This window comes from Acinetobacter sp. CIP 102529 (assembly GCF_000368325.1).
In the GTDB taxonomy this organism is placed as follows: domain Bacteria; phylum Pseudomonadota; class Gammaproteobacteria; order Pseudomonadales; family Moraxellaceae; genus Acinetobacter; species Acinetobacter parvus.
This window is the reverse complement of record NZ_KB849355.1, coordinates 1652291-1670686: the sequence shown is the minus strand read 5'-3', so window position 1 is coordinate 1670686 and position 18396 is coordinate 1652291. Positions and strand designations below refer to the sequence as shown.

At 45.6% G+C, this 18396-nt stretch carries 15 protein-coding genes and 1 riboswitch; of the genes, 14 read left to right on the top strand and 1 reads right to left on the bottom strand.

Going from position 1 to position 18396, the window contains the following annotated elements; all coding sequences use genetic code 11:
- The 4 genes from F972_RS13365 (at position 1) to lpxC (ending at position 4549) form a co-directional block, all read left to right on the top strand.
- Entirely contained in the window at positions 1–858 is an 858-nt protein-coding gene (locus F972_RS13365) for a cell division protein FtsQ/DivIB (RefSeq protein ID WP_004683548.1), read from the top strand.
- Positions 859–925: 67 nt separating this feature from the next.
- Positions 926–2188: a cell division protein FtsA gene (gene ftsA / locus F972_RS13360; protein WP_004769958.1), complete on the top strand. Its 1263-nt coding sequence runs from the start codon at positions 926–928 to the stop codon at positions 2186–2188.
- Between the two features lie 165 nt (positions 2189–2353).
- Positions 2354–3535, top strand: coding sequence for a cell division protein FtsZ (gene ftsZ / locus F972_RS13355; protein ID WP_004683544.1), 1182 nt, complete (start codon positions 2354–2356; stop codon positions 3533–3535).
- Positions 3536–3646: 111 nt separating this feature from the next.
- A complete protein-coding gene (gene lpxC / locus F972_RS13350; RefSeq protein ID WP_004679015.1) occupies positions 3647–4549 on the top strand; it encodes a UDP-3-O-acyl-N-acetylglucosamine deacetylase in 903 nt (300 codons plus the stop codon).
- 97 nt (positions 4550–4646) lie between these two features.
- Here the strand turns inward: lpxC and F972_RS13345 are convergent, their stop codons facing one another.
- Positions 4647–5087 carry a hypothetical protein gene (locus tag F972_RS13345; protein WP_004683542.1) on the bottom strand — a complete coding sequence of 147 codons (441 nt, stop codon included), beginning with the start codon at positions 5085–5087 and terminating at the stop codon, positions 4647–4649.
- A 106-nt stretch (positions 5088–5193) separates the two neighbouring features.
- On the opposite strand from F972_RS13345, the gene F972_RS13340 reads away from it, so the two are divergent.
- From F972_RS13340 to recJ, 10 genes are all read left to right on the top strand, one after another.
- Positions 5194–5895: a M23 family metallopeptidase gene (locus F972_RS13340; RefSeq protein ID WP_004683540.1), complete on the top strand. Its 702-nt coding sequence runs from the start codon at positions 5194–5196 to the stop codon at positions 5893–5895.
- A 204-nt stretch (positions 5896–6099) separates the two neighbouring features.
- On the top strand, positions 6100–8817 hold the full coding sequence (gene aceE / locus F972_RS13335; RefSeq protein ID WP_004683539.1) for a pyruvate dehydrogenase (acetyl-transferring), homodimeric type: 2718 nt from the start codon (positions 6100–6102) through the stop codon (positions 8815–8817).
- 2 nt (positions 8818–8819) lie between these two features.
- Positions 8820–10763 carry a 2-oxo acid dehydrogenase subunit E2 gene (locus F972_RS13330; RefSeq protein ID WP_004683538.1) on the top strand — a complete coding sequence of 648 codons (1944 nt, stop codon included), beginning with the start codon at positions 8820–8822 and terminating at the stop codon, positions 10761–10763.
- Positions 10764–10886: 123 nt separating this feature from the next.
- On the top strand, positions 10887–11168 hold the full coding sequence (locus tag F972_RS13325; protein ID WP_010589234.1) for a hypothetical protein: 282 nt from the start codon (positions 10887–10889) through the stop codon (positions 11166–11168).
- Between the two features lie 40 nt (positions 11169–11208).
- A riboswitch (yybP-ykoY riboswitch) is annotated at positions 11209–11349 on the top strand.
- Between the two features lie 85 nt (positions 11350–11434).
- Complete coding sequence (locus F972_RS13320) at positions 11435–12010, top strand: TMEM165/GDT1 family protein (protein ID WP_004683535.1); 576 nt, start codon at positions 11435–11437, stop codon at positions 12008–12010.
- A 161-nt stretch (positions 12011–12171) separates the two neighbouring features.
- On the top strand, positions 12172–12978 hold the full coding sequence (locus F972_RS13315; RefSeq protein ID WP_004679002.1) for an oxygen-binding di-iron domain-containing protein: 807 nt from the start codon (positions 12172–12174) through the stop codon (positions 12976–12978).
- A gap of 117 nt (positions 12979–13095) precedes the next feature.
- Positions 13096–14562: an IMP dehydrogenase gene (gene guaB, locus F972_RS13310; protein ID WP_004756912.1), complete on the top strand. Its 1467-nt coding sequence runs from the start codon at positions 13096–13098 to the stop codon at positions 14560–14562.
- Between the two features lie 126 nt (positions 14563–14688).
- Complete coding sequence (gene glmM / locus F972_RS13305) at positions 14689–16026, top strand: phosphoglucosamine mutase (RefSeq protein ID WP_004769954.1); 1338 nt, start codon at positions 14689–14691, stop codon at positions 16024–16026.
- Positions 16027–16038: 12 nt separating this feature from the next.
- Positions 16039–16692: a pyridoxamine 5'-phosphate oxidase gene (pdxH, locus tag F972_RS13300; RefSeq protein WP_004683530.1), complete on the top strand. Its 654-nt coding sequence runs from the start codon at positions 16039–16041 to the stop codon at positions 16690–16692.
- On the top strand, positions 16693–18393 hold the full coding sequence (gene recJ / locus F972_RS13295; RefSeq protein ID WP_004769953.1) for a single-stranded-DNA-specific exonuclease RecJ: 1701 nt from the start codon (positions 16693–16695) through the stop codon (positions 18391–18393). It abuts the gene before it with no gap.
- Positions 18394–18396 lie beyond the last annotated feature (3 nt).

The following is an 18396-nucleotide window of genomic DNA, read 5'->3' as shown; positions in this document are numbered from 1 at the left end:
ATGGCTCAACTTCCTGCATCCATGCGCCGCAAACCACGGGCAGCAATCAGTTCTATCCATGAGAAACCGCCATCACCCAAGCAAAAAATGGTGAATGCGGGAGGGTGGATACTGTTGCTGATCGCTTTCGCTGTGCTCACAATCGGTCTTTATGGCTTGTATAAAGTCATGACTGATGCAACCGTGGCGCAATTGCAGATTGTTGGGACCAATTCAGATGTTGAAAATCAACAGCTGGCACAGCACTTAAATCCGATTATTAAACACAACTACTTTACTTCAGATTTAGAACAAATTCGGGACCAGGCTTTAAAGGTCTCATGGGTTGACCGTGTGGTGGTGTCACGAGCTTGGCCAAATGCGATTCGGGTGCGGGTGATGCCACGCCACGCAATTGCACGCTGGGGAACAGGGCGTTTGCTTAGTGACAACGGTGAGGTGTTTAGCGAGGCGCTACCTAAAACACACCCAAACCTGCCGCTGCTTCATGGTCCAGTCAGCCAATCCAAAATGATGATGCGTCGCTATAATGAAATCAACCAGTTGTTTCATCCAGCGAACCTGCGTTTAAAAGAACTGTATTTAACCGAGCGCATGACATGGTTTATGCAGTTTGATTCGGGTCTGCGTATCATTGTGGATCAGGACCAGACCATGAACAAGTTGCAGCGACTCAGCCATTTGGCACAAACGGATCTTAAACCTGTATGGTCAAACATCTCGGCGATTGACCTGCGTTACCGCAATGGCCTTGCCATTCAGTGGAAGAACGCGGCACCGCCCAAGATTGTCAATGGTCAGTTAGTTGTAACGATTGATGACACAAAGCTTGCAGGTGCAATTCAGGCAAAGCCATAATACGTGGCTTAAAAATAACGGGAGATTTTCCCCCGTACTACACAACAAAAGATATGGTATTGAAGTAATGAGTGAAGCTGTTCCCTCAGTTGTTGCGATTGATATTGGGACCCATAAGGTCTCAGTCTTGATTGGTAAGATCCATGCGCCAGATAAGATTCAGGTCATTGGCATGGCAACTGCTCGCAACCGAGGTATGGTTAAAGGCAAGATTGTCAGTCTGGACAAGGTGATTGCCGCCATTAAAAATGCGGTATCTGAGGCCGAGGATATGGCAGAGTGCCGTATCCACAGTGCGTGGGTGTCCATTCCAAGTACAGAGTTGCAGAGTTTTTATGCTTCGGGCCGTACCCCTGTGTCCAACCATGATCATATTATTACAACCAATGAAGTGGTGCGGGCTTTGGAACTGGCAAAAGCCAGCCATATCTCGCCAGACTATTATCTGGCCAGTGCGGTGCCGCTTGGTTTTGAGCTGGGCAACTCTGGTGAGTGGGTGCAGAACCCAGTTAATATGTCGGCGCATAGCATGACAGGGCATTATCAATTGATGATGATGCCGATTAGTACCATGCAAAACCTTGATCGTGCCATGAAAGGTGCGAATATCGGGGTAGAGAAAATGGTGGTATCTAGTTTAGCTACGGCTGAAGCTAGTTTGCTCAAAGATGAAAAAGAATATGGCGTGTGTTTGGTTGATATTGGCGCTGGCACTACCAATCTCGCCGTCTATCTTGATGGGCGTTTGGCATTAGTACGTACCTTGCAACGTGGTGGTGAAAATGTGACCCGCGATATTGCCGCTGTTTTACAGACCACCACTGAAGAAGCCGAACGTATCAAGATTCTGCATGGCTGTGTAGACCTGAGTGTGGTGAAGCCAGACCACATGATTCAGGTGCAGGGCATTGATGGCACACAAACCATCAGTCGCATTGAGCTTGCAGAAATTATCATTGCACGTTATGAAGAAATCTTCACCTCAATTCGTGAAGAGCTGGAACATAGTGGCGCGATTCATGGCTTGTATCATGGGGTGGTGCTTACAGGCGATGCCTGCCAGATTGAGGGTATGGTCAATTTGGCCCGCCGTATGCTTGGAGTGTCCGCACACCTCGGTAATCCACCCTTGCAGGTTTATGCCGATGACCAGCACTTGCCAGCCTTGCGCCGTTCCATGTACGCAACGGCTGCGGGTTTGCTGATGTTTAGCCAGAGTGACTTGCAGGATGCGGTGGAGGAGCCAGAAGAAGCAAATGACCGTAGCTTTATGGATCGGGTTGCCAATGGCTGGAACGCATTGAACAGCAAACTGAAAGCGATCTTTTAAGTTGTAGGGATTTTGGGGGAAATTGTTAGGAAGTTGTAATCGTAAGTCACTGGACTTGACAAGCTCGGTATTATTGAACAGCATCCTAAACATCAGTTGTTTTAAAAATCAGGGCAGTAACGGGCTGAAGTAACTGCCATTTATATATTAGGAAATCTAAAGGTCATGGCCTCATTTGAATTTATAGAAGATGAACTAGACGATGACAACGGTCAAGCCCGTTTCACAGTATTTGGGGTTGGCGGTGGTGGTGGTAATGCTGTCCAGCACATGGTGCAGTCTGACATTCAGGGTGTAAAGTTTGTCTGTGCCAATACAGATAAACAGGCACTGGATAGCATGAATGCACCTTTTAAAATTCAGATTGGTGAACAAAGTACACGTGGTTTAGGTTGTGGTGGTAAACCAGAGATGGGGCAAATTTCTGGTGAAGAGAGTCGTGAAGTGATTCGCCAGCACCTTGAAGGTACCGATATGGTCTTTGTCACCGCTGGTATGGGTGGCGGTACGGGTACAGGTGCCGCTCCAGTGGTTGCAGAGGTCGCCAAAGAAATGGGGATTCTGACAGTTGGTGTTGTAACGACCCCGTTTAATTTTGAAGGTCGTCGCCGCCAAAAGTTAGCAGAAAAAGGTATTGAAGCTTTAGAAGTGCATGTTGATTCATTGATTATTATTCCAAACCAACGCTTACTGAGCGTTTATGGTGATATTTCAATGAAAGATGCCTATAAAAAGGCAGATGATGTATTACTTAATGCGGTACGGAGTATTTTTGATCTTGTAGTGAACCATGGTCATATGAATCTCGACTTCGCTGATCTGAAAACAGCTATGAGTACTCGCGGTTACGCAATGATGGGGTCGGGTACAGGACGTGGTGAAGATCGTGCTCGTCAGGCGGCTGAACAGGCTATCCGTAGTCCGTTGCTTGATAATGTGAACCTCACCAATGCAAAAGGTGCCTTGGTGAATATCACAGGTGGCGAAGATATTACTGGACGCGAAATTGACATTATTTCAGAAGTAGTCAACCAGATTGTTGATTTGGATGAAGGTGAAATTTTCTATGGTACAGTGTTTGATCCTGATGCGCGTGATGAACTGCGTGTGACTGTAATTGCAACAGGTTTGACACGTAATGCGAATGATACCGAACCCAAAAAACGTACAGTCACTCATACGCCAACAACAATCGCTCAAACCCAACAACCTGTGGATGAAGATGATGTACCTGCGATCAGTAAGCGTGCAAATGTAGAGGCGCCTGCGACAGTAGCGCCAAGTTCTACACCAAGGTCATCACCAATGAGTATTCAAGACTATCTGAAAAATCAACAGCGTAAATAATAAAATCATATGTTTAGAGAAAGGGGGCAAATAATTGCTCCCTTTTTTATTTTTTAAAAATGGCAAAATATGCTAAGTTATAGCGGTTTTTGCAAATGAAGTTAGCATGGCATGGTGAAACAACGTACTCTTAAACGTGTGGTGAAAGCGAGCGGTATTGGTCTGCACAGTGGTCAAAAAGTGCTGATCAATTTTGTTCCACACCATATTGATGGAGGCATTGTCTTTCGCCGCATTGACCTGAACCCACCTGTTGACATCCCTGCAAATGCCTTGCTGATCCAGGAAGCATTCATGTGTTCCAACCTTGTCCGTGAAGACATTAAAGTGGGAACCATTGAGCATGTCATGAGTGCGATAGCAGGGCTTGGCATCGACAACCTGATTGTTGAGGTGTCTGCCTCTGAAGTACCCATCATGGATGGAAGTGCGGGACCATTTATTTATTTGCTCATGCAGGGTGAACTTGCCGAGCAAGATGCCGCCAAAAAGTTTATTCGCATTTTAAAACCTGTTGAGGCATTGCTTGATGATAAGCGTGCGATCTTTACCCCCCATGCAGGTTTTCAGCTGAATTTCACTATTGATTTTGACCATCCTGCTTTTGCCAAGGAATACCAGTCGGCCACCATTGATTTCTCAACGGAAACATTTGTTTATGAAGTGAGTGAGGCAAGAACCTTTGGTTTTATGAAAGACCTGGATTACTTGAAAGCCAACAATCTGGCACTTGGTGCTAGCCTGGAAAATGCCATTGGCGTTGATGATACAGGCGTGGTCAATGAAGAAGGACTGCGTTTTGCAGATGAGTTTGTAAGGCATAAAATTCTGGATGCAGTTGGTGATCTGTATCTGCTGGGACATCAGGTGATTGCCAAGTTTGATGGTTATAAATCAGGGCATGCGCTGAATAACCAGTTGTTGCGCAATGTTCAGAATGATCCAGACTGCTATGAAATTGTAACATTTAATAACGAGAATGACTGTCCGATTCCTTATGTGAGTGTGATATAAGTCATTGTCTTTTCTTGGTAACATTATATTGTATCAATGTAAACTGAGATTTTTGTCACATCAGCAGATTTGTATTGCAATGTTTAAGATAAGCGATTTACTTTTTATTGCTTGCCAAACGTAGTAAAGCTTGGCTAAGCTTAGCATCGCTCACATATTCAGCGGCGCTGCGTAACTGCTCTTGGGTTTCTGAAGAAAGTGTTTTAGATAGTCGAGGAGGTTCACGAAGAACATTCATTTTGTTTCTTAGGCGAACTTGAATTTTTCGTAATTCCCTGAGGCTTTCTAATTGAGCTAACTGCGCAACGTAGTTGCTTTGTAAATAGCTGAGTTGACTAATCATCGCTTGATTTTCACCAGTTATGGTCAAGACACCATGTTGATAACAAACAACCTGCCATTGCTCTGGTTGGGGCAGCAAGGGTTGAATAATTTTGGTAAGTTGTTTCCATTGGGTAACTTGCGTCGTTAGAAACGTTAAGTTTCCAGTTTTTATGTGTTGTCCTTTCTGTTGAAAAACGTTGCTAGGTTCAGACATGTAAACTTCCTCGGAGGTTGTGTGTCCATCTTAAGCGTTTAGTTCGACTCTGATCAAGGAACAGATGATAAAGGGACTTTTAAAGGACGGTTTCAAGAGGTTTTTTATGCATCATACGCGTCGTATTTTACTCGCATTTTCATTGGCTGCTTCAGCTGCTTCAGTTGCTTTTGCAGACTACCAGAATATCACCCAGGCAACAGAGGGTGACCGTTTAGAACAGTTGTCGCAAACCTTGGCACAGGGTTCATATACTCATCCAGATGATCTGGATCTGCCAGCCATTTCGAACGTGTCTGTTAAACTACGTGAAAAAACCATTGAACTAAACAACGCAACCATAGAGAAGAAGTATGGTCGTTCAGCAATCTCCCCTCAGGACAATGCACCGACATTCTCTGCAAACACAGGTTATTCGTGGATGGTGAGCCATCCATTACAGGAAGGACGTGTGAGTTCCACTTGGGGAACCCGAACCTTACTGGGTTCAACCCGTCATCATTCAGGTGTTGATTTATCGGCACCATCAGGTACACCAATCTACTCTACAGGTGCAGGTGTGGTAACCAAATCGGGTTGGGGTACAGGTTATGGGCAATATGTTGAAATTGATCATGGCAATGGCTATATCACTCGCTATGCCCATGCATCACGCCTATTGGTGAATGCAGGCGACCGTATCAATGCAGGTGAGCATATTGCCAATGTCGGTTGTACAGGCCGTTGTACAGGACCACATTTACATTTTGAAGTGGTTAAGGATGGTCAACGTAAAAATCCATCAACCTATCTTGCAATGTTACCGTAATTTAATTTGTTAATAGTTGTATATAAATACTCTGAAAAATCGCCTTTATTGGCGATTTTTTTTATTTTTGTTTGAATTAGGTCAATGACTATTTAGTAAGAAAATAATAAGGAGTTTTATATTCATCTGGGGCAATACCCTTATCAAAGTAAAACATGATAGAAATAGTACCGACAAAATGACTTAAGGGAAAAGGTGAATTGTATGGCGTTTTATGGCGACTCTGACGCGCAGGAAACCCAGGAATGGCAAGAAGCATTTGATTCAGTACTACAACATATGGGCACGGAACGCGCCGCTTTCTTACTAGAAAAACTATATCAACGGGCAATTGCAAAACATGTTCCAATCCAACGTCTCAATACACCTTACCTCAACACCATTTCAGTTGAAGAGCAACCTGCGATGCCAGGTGACCAGGACATGGAGCGCCGTATTCGCGCCCTGATTCGCTGGAATGCCCTGGCGATGGTGTTGCGTGCCAATAAAACGGGGGATGACCTCGGTGGGCATCTTGCCAGCTTCGCATCCTCCGCCACCTTGTATGATGTGGGCTTTAACCATTTCTTCCGTGCCGCCTCGGATAATTTCGGCGGTGACATGATTTATTATCAGGGCCATTGTGCACCTGGTATCTACGCGCGTTCTTTTCTGGAAGGCCGTTTAACTGAAGAACAACTCAATAATTTCCGCCGTGAAGTGGGGGGTAATGGTCTCCCAAGTTATCCGCATCCCTACCTGATGCCTGACTATTGGCAGTTCCCAACGGTGTCGATGGGGCTTGGCCCCATTATGTCGATCTATCAGGCACACATTCAAAAATACCTGATGAATCGTGGCCTGATCAAGGAAGAAGACCGCAAGGTTTGGGCTTATCTGGGTGATGGAGAAATGGATGAGCCTGAAAGCCTGGGTGCCATTTCACTGGCAGGTCGTGAGAAGCTGGATAATTTGGTTTGGGTGGTGAACTGTAACTTGCAGCGTCTGGATGGACCAGTGCGGGGCAATGGCAAGATTATTCAGGAACTGGAATCTATTTTCCGTGGTGCAGGCTGGCGTGTGATTAAGGTGGTCTGGGGTCGCCACTGGGACCCGTTACTTGCCCAAGACAGTTCAGGGGCATTAAAGGCACGCATGGAAGAAGCAGTGGATGGCGATTACCAGCGCTATCAGGTGAAAGGTGGTGCCTATGCCCGTGAAAACTTCTTTGGCAAATATCTAGAAGCGGCTGAACTGGTCAAGAATCTCAGTGATGAAGATATTGATGCACTCAACCGTGGTGGACATGATCCATACAAGGTCTATGCCGCCTATGCGGAGGCAACCAAGAGCAAGGGACAGCCAACCGTTATTTTAGCCAAGACAGTTAAAGGCTATGGTTTGTCCGATGAAGTCGAGGCGGTCAATAAAACCCACCAGATCAAGAAAATGCAGCTTGATTCATTGAAGTATGTACGTGACCGTTTCAATTTGCCGATCAATGATGAGCAGCTTGAAGAGCTGCCATTCTATCGCCCAGCGGAAAACTCGCCTGAACTGAAATATATGAAAGCGCGTCGTGAGGCGTTGGGGGGTTACCTGCCTGCGCGCCGTAAGAACAGCACCTCCCTGCCAATTCCAGAGCTTTCCATTTTTGATGCTGTATTGAAAGGCAGTGGTGAGAAGCAGCAGTCCACCACCATGCTGATGGTGCGCCTGATCTCGGCATTATTGAAGGAAAAGGCCATCAAGGACCATGTGGTGCCGATCGTACCCGATGAGGCACGTACCTTTGGTCTGGAGGGGATGTTCCGTCAACTGGGCATTTATGCGGCACACGGACAGAAATATACGCCCGAAGACAATGAGCAACTCATGAACTACCGTGAGGCCAAAGATGGGCACATGCTACAGGAAGGCATTAACGAGGCGGGTGCAATGAGCGCATGGGCGGCATTGGGCACCAGTTATTCAACCAATAACCTGCCGATGATTCCAATGTATATGTACTACTCCATGTTTGGTTTCCAGCGCATTGGTGACATTGCATGGGCAGCGGGTGATGCACAGGCACAGGGCTTCCTGCTTGGCGCAACCGCTGGCCGTACCACACTGAACGGTGAGGGCCTGCAGCATCAGGATGGCCATTCTCATATTCTGGCGAGTACCATTCCAAACTGTGTTGCCTATGATCCCTGCTTTGGTTATGAGCTTGCGGTGATTGTGCATGATGGCCTGAAACGCATGTATCAGGATCAGGAGCGGGTGTTCTATTATCTTACGGTGATGAATGAAAACTATGAGCATCCTGAAATGCCAGCAGGGGTTGAAGAGGGCATTAAACGCGGCATGTATTTATTAGAGAAAGATGAGCAGGCAACTGTTCAATTGCTCGGTTCAGGTGTGATTCTGCGTGAAGTGATTAAAGCCGCGAAAATTTTGCGTGATGAATATCAAATTCATTCCAATGTGTGGAGTGTCACCAGTTTTAATGAGCTGGCGCGTGATGGGATGGCATGTGATGAATATAACCGTCTACATCCACTGACAGAGACAGCACAAGAGTCATGGGTATCAAAACAGTTACGCCATACTGATGGTATTGTGGTTTCTGCGACAGACCATATGCGTGCCTACAGCGAGCAAATCCGTGGCTATCTACCAGACAACCGTCCATACGTGACTTTGGGTACCGATGGTTATGGCCGTTCGGATACCCGTGGCAACCTGCGTAGTTATTTCGGTGTAGATGCGGCCCATATCGTGGTAGCAACCCTGAAGAAACTGGCAGATGAAGGTGAGGTGGAAAACCGTCTGGTCAAGGATGCGATTTCATCATTTGAGCTGGATACAGATCGTCCAGTGGCATGGGCACCGCAAGAGCATCCTCAGGTGCAGGCGGTGGCTGAATATCATGAATATCAAGCAGGTGAGGGGAACTGATTATGCAAATCCAAACACCTGATATTGGCGTAGATAAGGCGCTGGTTGCGGAAATTCTGGTGAAAGTCGGTGATCATGTTGCGGTCGATGACAGCCTTTTGGTGCTGGAGTCCGACAAGGCAACGGTCGAAGTGCCAAGTACCAAGGCAGGCATCGTCAAAAATATTTTGGTTCAGCAAGGTGATGAGGTGACAGAAGGCGTGGCACTGATCGAGCTGGAAGATGAATCTCAAACTGCTGAATCACCTGCGCAGGATAAGCCAGAGTCCGATGCAGCAAAAGCAGAACAAAAGCCTGTGGTGGAAGCAGAACCAGAAGCTAAGCCAGCAGTTGAAACTACTCAGGCAGCAGCTTCCAGCCAAGTGCTTGATGTGAAAGTTCCAGATATTGGCGTGGAAAAGGCGCTGGTTGCGGAAGTGCTGGTGAAAGTCGGTGATCAGATTGAACCTGAACAGAGCATTGTGGTGGTTGAGTCGGACAAAGCTACAGTGGAAGTACCCAGTACAGTTGCTGGTATTGTTGAGGCGGTCCAGATCAAGGAGGGCGACAGCGTTAAGGAGGGTGTGGTATTGATTCAGGTCAAGACTACACACACCGATACGCCATCTGAACCAGAGGCCAAACCAGATAAAACGCAGGAAACTGACTCATCCAGTACAGAAACAGGTGAGCTAGAAATTACCGTGCCTGATCTGGGTGTGGAAAAGGCATTGGTTTCAGAAATTCTGGTGAATGTGGGTGACCATGTCGAAGCACAGCAAAGCCTGTGTGTGGTTGAGTCTGATAAGGCCTCGGTTGAGGTGCCAAGCCCATCTGCGGGTATTGTTAAAGCCATCCATGTGTCACCGAATCAGGAAGTCCGTCAGGGCATGGCGCTGGCAATCATTGAGGTGAGTGGCGAGGAGGTTGTCCCAGCAAAGCCTAAGGCTGTGGTTCCAGCAGAAAGTAAAGCCACAGCGAAGCCGCAACCGACAGCATCGACACCAGCCACTCCTGTGCAGACAGAGAAACTGACCAAGGCACAGGAAGCAGATAATGCCAAAGTCTATGCAGGCCCCGCCGTGCGTAAACTGGCGCGTGAACTGGGAGTGGTGCTTGCTCAGGTAAAAGCTTCGGGTGAGCATGGCCGTGTGATGAAAGAAGATGTGTTTGCCTATGTGAAAACACGACTCACCGTGCCACAGGCTGCGTCCTCATCCCAAGCGGCAGCAGTCACTGCTGGTTTACCAGCATTACCAGATTTTAGTGCCTTTGGCGGTGGTGAAGTAAAGGCAATGACACGCTTGCAGCAGGTGTCTGTGCCGCAATTGTCATTAAATAACTTCATCCCTCAAGTGACACAGTTTGACTTGGCGGATATTACTGAACTGGAAGCATGGCGCGGCGAACTTAAAGACGGCTTTAAAAAGCAGGGCATTAGCTTGACCATCCTGGCCTTTATTGCCAAAGCGGTTGCCCATTTGCTGAAAGAGGAGCCTTATTTTGCTGGGCACTTGGCAGATGACCAGAAGTCGGTGCTGCTGCGTAACGAAATTCATATGGGCATTGCGGTGGCAACCCCTGATGGATTGACCGTTCCTGTATTGCGTAATCCTGACCAGAAATCCATTAAGCAAATCGCGATGGAATTGGCTGAGCTAAGTCAAAAAGCGCGTGATCGTAAGTTATCACCGAAAGATTTGCAAGGGGCCAACTTTACCATTACCAGTCTGGGCAGTATTGGTGGAACAGCGTTTACGCCATTGGTGAACTGGCCGCAAGTGGCAATTCTGGGTATCTCACCTGCAACCATGCAGCCTGTGTGGAATGGCAAAGACTTTGATCCTCGTTTGATGTTACCTTTGTCACTGTCCTATGACCATCGGGTGATTAATGGTGCGGATGCGGCGCGTTTTACTAATAAATTGACCAAACTGTTAAAGGATATTCGAAGTTTGTTGCTGTAAAGATTTTTAAATTGAGAATACCTCGCCTAAGCGGGGTTTTCTTTTTATGATGATCATTTATTTGGTAATTGCGATAAAATAAAAATTCATTATTCAAAACACTTTTTTAGAATTGGTGCAAGGATGTTGGTGATTTATCGGGTGATGCTGCCATTGCTACTCATCGTTTTTGTCCTGATGGGGTTGTGGGTCAGCTTCCTGCATTTTCCATGGAATTGGGTGATGTATGTGGTTATGGGGTTGGAAATGCTGGTGGCGACGATGGTCATGGCAATGGAATATCAGGCACAGCATGTGGGTGGCGCAAGTGGCTGGGGCAGCTTTGGTTTTCTTGGCCTCAGTGTCTATTTGGCCTTTTTACTGGGCATCGTCCGTATGCTAATTTGGACTTACCAAAAATTTTGAGTCTAGCGATTTAAAACGATTTAATTCTTTGGTAAAATAAAACCACTTCATTGGGGAGTAGCCGCTCTTTACGCAAAGTAGAGAGGTGATGATCAACATAATTGTTCAACAGAACATGGTCATCATAGCAAAGAACCAAAAACAGCTTTTCAGCTGTGCTTTTGTTGGCAAGACCTTTGATTTATCACTCTGCAATCAATCCATTTGATTTTGGCTAGCAGGAGGGATAGGTCATCGGTATATTTTGCTAGCCAGAGCATTCAACCATGTATGAATTTCTCATCTCCACCTCAGTTGTTGCCCTTGCTGAAATGGGTGACAAGACCCAACTGCTGGCATTGCTGCTTGCGGCGCGTTTCCGTAAACCGATTCCCATCTTAATTGCCATTTTACTGGCCACCACCATTAATCATGGTCTTTCGGCTGTGTTGGGACAATGGATCACTACAGTATTGAGTCCTGAAATTCTATTGTGGATTCTTGCGCTTGGTTTTATTGGCATGGCGATCTGGATGCTGATCCCAGATGAACTGGGTGATGAAACTGAAAGCATCAATAAATGGCAGAGATTTGGTGTGTTTGGTGCCACCTTTATCCTGTTTTTTCTGGCAGAAATTGGTGATAAAACCCAGATTGCCACGGTTGCCCTTGCGGCACGTTTTGACAGTGTGTTTTGGGTGATGTGTGGAACAACGGTAGGGATGATGATTGCCAATGCGCCAGCAGTATTTATTGGCGACAAACTGGCAGATAAGCTCCCCATCTCATTGATTCATAAAATTGGTGCCGCGATCTTCCTTGTTGTGGGTATTTCGGCATTGGTGCAGCATTATTATTTCTAGTACCCATTCCCAGGCATATAAACAGGACCCATACCTTGTTATGGGTTTTTTCTTATAAATTACGATAAAAGTCCAATATTAGATTGAAACATGGGCTAAACCCCATTATTTTGTTATGGAATTAAAATATTTCATATCTAAAGGTTTTTTCTGGGGTTGTTATGAGCTTTGAGCGGACTACATCGCAAATACTATTTGATAATGGCACACATAAATGCATTAGTTTTACCAGTTTAGTGAAAGGTGAGGGCATTCAGGCCAACCAGTTCCTGATTATTGACCATGACCGCGCCGCAGTGCTTGATCCAGGGGGAGACTTGACCTATGTGCCCTTAACCATGGAGTTAAACCGCTATACTAAACTGAAAAACCTGGACTATGTTATGGCATCGCATCAAGATCCTGACATTATTACCTCAATGCCGCGCTGGCTGGTCTACACTGATGCCAAGGTGGTGGCATCCAAGCTATGGGCACGCTTTTTACCGCACTTAAACTCTGCATTTATGAGCGACCGCATGAAAGGAGACTGGGAGGAACGACTGATTGAGCTACCTGATACAGGTCAGGTGATTGCATTGGGTGAGTCTGCGATTGTTGCCATTCCAGCCCATTTCCTGCATTCGGTAGGCAACTTCCAGTTTTATGATCCAGTCGCCAAAATTCTTTTTTCAGGGGATATGGGCGCCTCAATTGTTGATGATGCCAACCAGCCGATTACCGATTTTGAAGCTCATATCAAGAAGATGAAAGGCTTCCATCAGCGTTATATGTGTTCCAACAAGGTCATTCGTTTGTGGGTGAATATGGTTCGTCAAATGGATATTGATATGATCGTGCCGCAACACGGGACTGCATTTGTTGGAAAAGAGATGATCAACCAGTTTCTGGACTGGATTGAGGGACTTGAATGCGGGGTGGACCTGATGAATGAATATGTGTTCAGTATTCCAGCCGAGATCAGTTAGAATTTTTTAAGGCAGGACAGGGATAGTCAGTGCCTATAAATTATTTTCATCATAGAAAATGAAAATCACGGCAAAATTTGTTTATAATAGCTCACGGAAATTACCAGTGAGATTGTTATGCTGACCATCGTTCAAGAAGCCTTGACCTTCGATGATGTCTTATTACTTCCTGCCTACTCAACTGTTCTCCCAAAAGATGTCTCCTTAAAGACACGTTTAACTCGCGGAATTCAACTTAATATCCCTCTCGTTTCTGCTGCAATGGATACAGTGACTGAGTCTCGTATGGCGATTGCAATGGCGCAAAATGGCGGTATTGGTATTTTGCATAAAAACATGGATATCGCTGCACAAGCTGCGGAAGTACGCCGTGTAAAAAAATTCGAAGCTGGAATGGTGAAAGACCCAATCACAGTAACGCCTGAAACGACAGTACGTGAACTTATTGCAATTACCCAAGCGAATAATATTAGCGGTGTACCTGTTGTAAAAGATGGCAAAGTTGTGGGTATTGTCACAGGCCGTGATACTCGTTTTGAAACCAATCTTGAACAACCCGTCAGCAACATCATGACGGGTCAAGACCGTTTAGTGACTGTTCGTGAAGGTGAGTCGAAAGAAAATATTCAAGCATTGCTACAAAAGCATCGTATTGAAAAAGTTCTAGTTGTTGGTGAACACAATGAACTCAAAGGTTTGATTACAGTTACTGACTTCCGTAAAGCGGAAAGCTATCCAAGCAGCTGTAAAGATGACCTTGGTCGTTTACGTGTTGGTGCCGCAGTTGGTACAGGCGTAGAAACACCAAGCCGTGTGGAAGCATTGGTCGATGCGGGTGTAGATGTGATTGTCGTAGATACGGCACACGGTCATTCAGCGGGTGTGATTGAACGTGTACGTTGGGTAAAGGCAAATTATCCTCAAGTTCAAGTGATTGGTGGAAACATTGCAACAGGTGATGCAGCTTTAGCATTGTTAGATGCAGGTGCAGATGCCGTTAAAGTGGGTATTGGCCCTGGTTCGATCTGTACCACTCGTATTGTGGCAGGTATCGGTATGCCGCAAATTTCGGCAATTGATAGCGTTGCCAATGCATTAAAAGATCAAATTCCATTGATCGCAGATGGCGGTATTCGTTTCTCTGGCGATATGGCGAAAGCGATTGGCGCAGGTGCGAGCACGATTATGGTCGGTTCACTCCTTGCAGGTACTGAAGAAGCGCCAGGTGAAGTGGAATTCTTCCAAGGTCGTTACTATAAAGCGTATCGTGGTATGGGTTCATTGGGTGCAATGGCGGGAGCAACAGGTTCTGCTGACCGTTATTTCCAAGACTCTAAAGCAGGTGCTGAAAAGTTGGTCCCAGAAGGCATCGAAGGTCGTGTTCCATACAAAGGTCCAATGGGAAATATCATCCATCAAATGATGGGTGGTTTGCGTTCTTCTATGGGCTATACAGGTTCATCTGTGATTGAAGATCTTCGTCAAAATGCGAAATTTGTGAAAATTACTTCAGCAGGTATGTCGGAATCGCATGTGCATGATGTGACGATCACTAAAGAAGCACCAAACTACCGTGTAGGTTGATCTTTAGTAATTTTGGCAATAAAAAAACCGTCAGTGGACTGACGGTTTTTTTGTTTTGGTGTAAAGTAAAACAGATGAAAAATAATATGACGATACGTCATATAAAGATAAGAAAGCGAGTAAAGAATGAGCTATTTTGGAACTGATGGAATTCGTGGCAAATTTGGACAAATGCCGATTACCCCTGAATTTGCATTAAAATTAGGATTTGCAGCAGGAAAAGTATTAAAAAGAAATAGTCCTAAAAACAAACCAATTGTGGTTATGGGTAAAGATACGCGTTTATCAGGCTATATTCTGGAAGCGGCTTTACAAGCAGGCCTAAATGCCGCAGGTGTCTATGTGCATTTACTTGGGCCATTGCCGACCCCTGCGATTGCCCATTTAACACGTGCTTTGCATGCACATGCAGGCATTGTGATTTCAGCATCACATAACCCTTATTTTGATAATGGGATTAAATTTTTCTCAGGTGAAGGTAAAAAACTCCCAGATGCCTTACAAAATGAGATCAATCAAGAATTAGAAAAAGATTTAGTGATTGATGATACGGCTAACCTAGGTAAAAGTGTTCGTGTGGAAGATGCCAACGGGCGATACATCGAATTCTGTAAATCAACATTTCCATACCATTTTGACTTAAATGACTTAAAAATTGTGGTGGACTGTGCCCATGGTGCTGCGTATAGCGTTGGACCATCTGTATTCCGTGAGCTTGGGGCGAAAGTGATCCCGTTTTTTAATGAACCAGATGGTTTAAATATCAATGAAAACTGTGGCTCAACCCATCCTGAATTTTTACAAAAGGCCGTGGTTGATCACCAAGCCGATTTAGGTATTGCGTTTGATGGTGATGCAGATCGTGTCGTGATGGTGGATAAAAATGGTCAGCTGGTAGATGGTGATCATATTCTGTATATCCTTGCAACTCAGGCCAAAAATAAACCAACAGGTATTGTTGGAACAGTCATGAGTAATATGGCACTTGAGTTAGCATTACAGAAAGCGGATGTCGATTTTGTACGCGCAAAAGTCGGTGACCGCTATGTATTACAGGCATTAGAAGAAAATGGTTGGGTCACAGGTGGTGAGCCATCTGGTCATATCTTAACGCTGGATAAAAGCACCACTGGCGATGCGATTATTGCCGCTCTACAAGTGTTAACGGTGATGGTTGAGCAAGCCAAAGCATTACATGAATTAGTTGCAGACTTTGAATTATTTCCACAGGTGTTAATCAATGTTCGTTTGCAACAGATGATTGAGCCCTACTCAATCCCTGCGCTGGTTGAAGAGTTTGAGAAAGCTGAACAACAATTGAAAGGTCGTGGACGTATTTTGATTCGTAAATCAGGTACTGAACCTGTGGTTCGGGTCATGGTTGAGGGAGATCAACAGCAGGAAGTGGATGACATCGCAAATCATTTAGCCGATGCAGTCAGAGCTCATGCTCAAGCTGCTTAAAGGAGAGTAATAATGAATGATGTCATTAAAGACCTGAGCGAACTTCGTTTAAGTTATGAACAAGGTGAGTTACACGAATCCCAGATGAGTGTAAATCCCCATGAGCAATTCTTGAATTGGTTCAATCATGCACTCACTGCTCAATTACATGAACCCTATGCGATGTCTTTGGCGACAGCAAATGCTCAAGGTCGCCCACACGTGCGAACTGTTTTGTTACGTGGTGCGACAGAAGCTGGTTATGACTTCTACACCAATTATGATAGTCAGAAAGGCATTGATCTTGCCGAGAATCCTTATGCTGAACTTTTATTTTACTGGCCGAGTTTAGAGCGTCAGGTACGTATCGGTGGTCAGGTTTCCAAGATTCCAGAACAGGAATCGACGGATTATTACCATAAGCGTCCACGTGATAGTCAGATTGCAGCACATATTAGTACGCCACAAAGTGGTGTCATTGAAAGCCGTGAGTTATTACAACAGCGTTTTCAAAACTTACAAAACCAAGTACATGAAGCTGAGTTGGATAAACCCGAATTTTGGGGTGGTTATCGCTTAGATGCTGATTATTATGAATTCTGGCAAGGGCGTCCGAACCGTTTACATGACCGTTTAAGTTATGAAAAACGTAACGGACTTTGGATTATTCAACGCTTGATGCCATAAATGACCATGATTCAAATTCAACAAAGACCATTTTTGACACGCCCTGAACAATTTCAGGGCGTGCCTACGTTTATTGCTGAAATATTGGCACGACGTGGCGTTCAGTCTGAACAGGAACTTGAGCTTAAACTCAAGCATCTGCTTGCACCCACTCTCAAGGGACTGGACACGGCGGTTGAACTGATCGATCAGGCGATTGACCAGCAGCAGAAGATTGTCATTATTGGTGATTATGATGCCGATGGCGCGACCAGTACCGCCCTGATGGTCTTGGTGCTGCAAGAGATGGGCGCGGTGGTTGAATATTTGGTGCCTGACCGTTTCAAGTATGGTTATGGACTCACGCCTAAAATTGCTGAACTGGCACAGCAGACCTATCAGCCAGATTTACTGATTACCGTGGACAATGGTATATCGAGCCATGCAGGGGTGGAGACTGCCCAAGCTTTAGGGATGCAGGTCATCATTACCGATCATCATTTGACGACAAAACCTACGCCAAACGCTGAAGCAGTGGTCAATCCGAATCAACTGGGTTGCATTTTTCCAAGTAAAGCACTTGCAGGTGTTGGCGTTGCGTTTTATGTACTAGCAAAATTAGCCAGTTACCGTTCTCAGCAGGGAAAAAGTACTAGTAAAGTCACTCAGTATTTAGATTTGGTTGCATTGGGGACTTATGCTGATGTTGCATCGCTTGATTATAATAACCGTATTTTAGTGGATGCTGGCTTAAAACGAATTCAGCAATATCAATGTCGTGCAGGAATTTTAGCATTATTGGATATTGCCAAAAGAGATGCGGCAACCTTAAAAGCACAGGATCTGGGTTTTGTGCTTGGACCACGTATCAATGCGGCGGGTCGCATGGAAAGCATGCGAATAGGGATCGAGTGCTTGCTTGCGCCCGATATGGCAACTGCCTATCCAATTGCACAGCAATTAAACCAGTTAAATATCGAGCGCCGTCAGGTTGAGGGGGCGATGAAGCAGCAGGCGCTCAGTGCTTTACAACATATTCAACTGGAAACGGAACATTTACCCGCGGCTTTGGTGATGTTTGATGAACAGTGGCATCAGGGTGTGATTGGGATTGTCGCTGGGCGATTAAAGGAACAGTTCCATCGTCCCAGTCTGGTGTTTGCCCCTGATGAGGATGGCATTCATATCAAGGGTTCGGCGCGTTCCATTGAGGGCATTCATATTCGCGACACCATTGAACAGGTGGCGGAGCGGTATCCCCATTTGGTCAGCCATTTTGGTGGACATGCCGCTGCCGCTGGCCTTACCCTGAATAAAGCCCATTTTGAGGAATTTAGGCAGATCTTCACCCAATATATTGCTGAAATGGATCAGGAGTTGTTTCAGGCAACCTTGTGGACGGATGGGATATTACCTGATATGGCAGTAAGCCTTAGCACACTGGACCAGATCGAACAACTTGGTCCGTGGGGACAGAAGTTTCCGTTGCCACAGTTTGAGGGAAGCTTTAAGGTCATCGACTATCGCTGGTTGAAAGACCAGCATTTAAAGCTAAAACTGGCGCTCGGACAGCAGGTTGTGGATGCCATTGCTTTCAATGCGGCAGACCGTTTTGAGTTCAATCCGATGCTGAGCTATGTCGACCTGGTGTATACGCTGGAACGCAATGTTTTTAATGGTATCACCAGCCTGCAACTTCAGGTTGTATATTTAAGCCAATAAAAA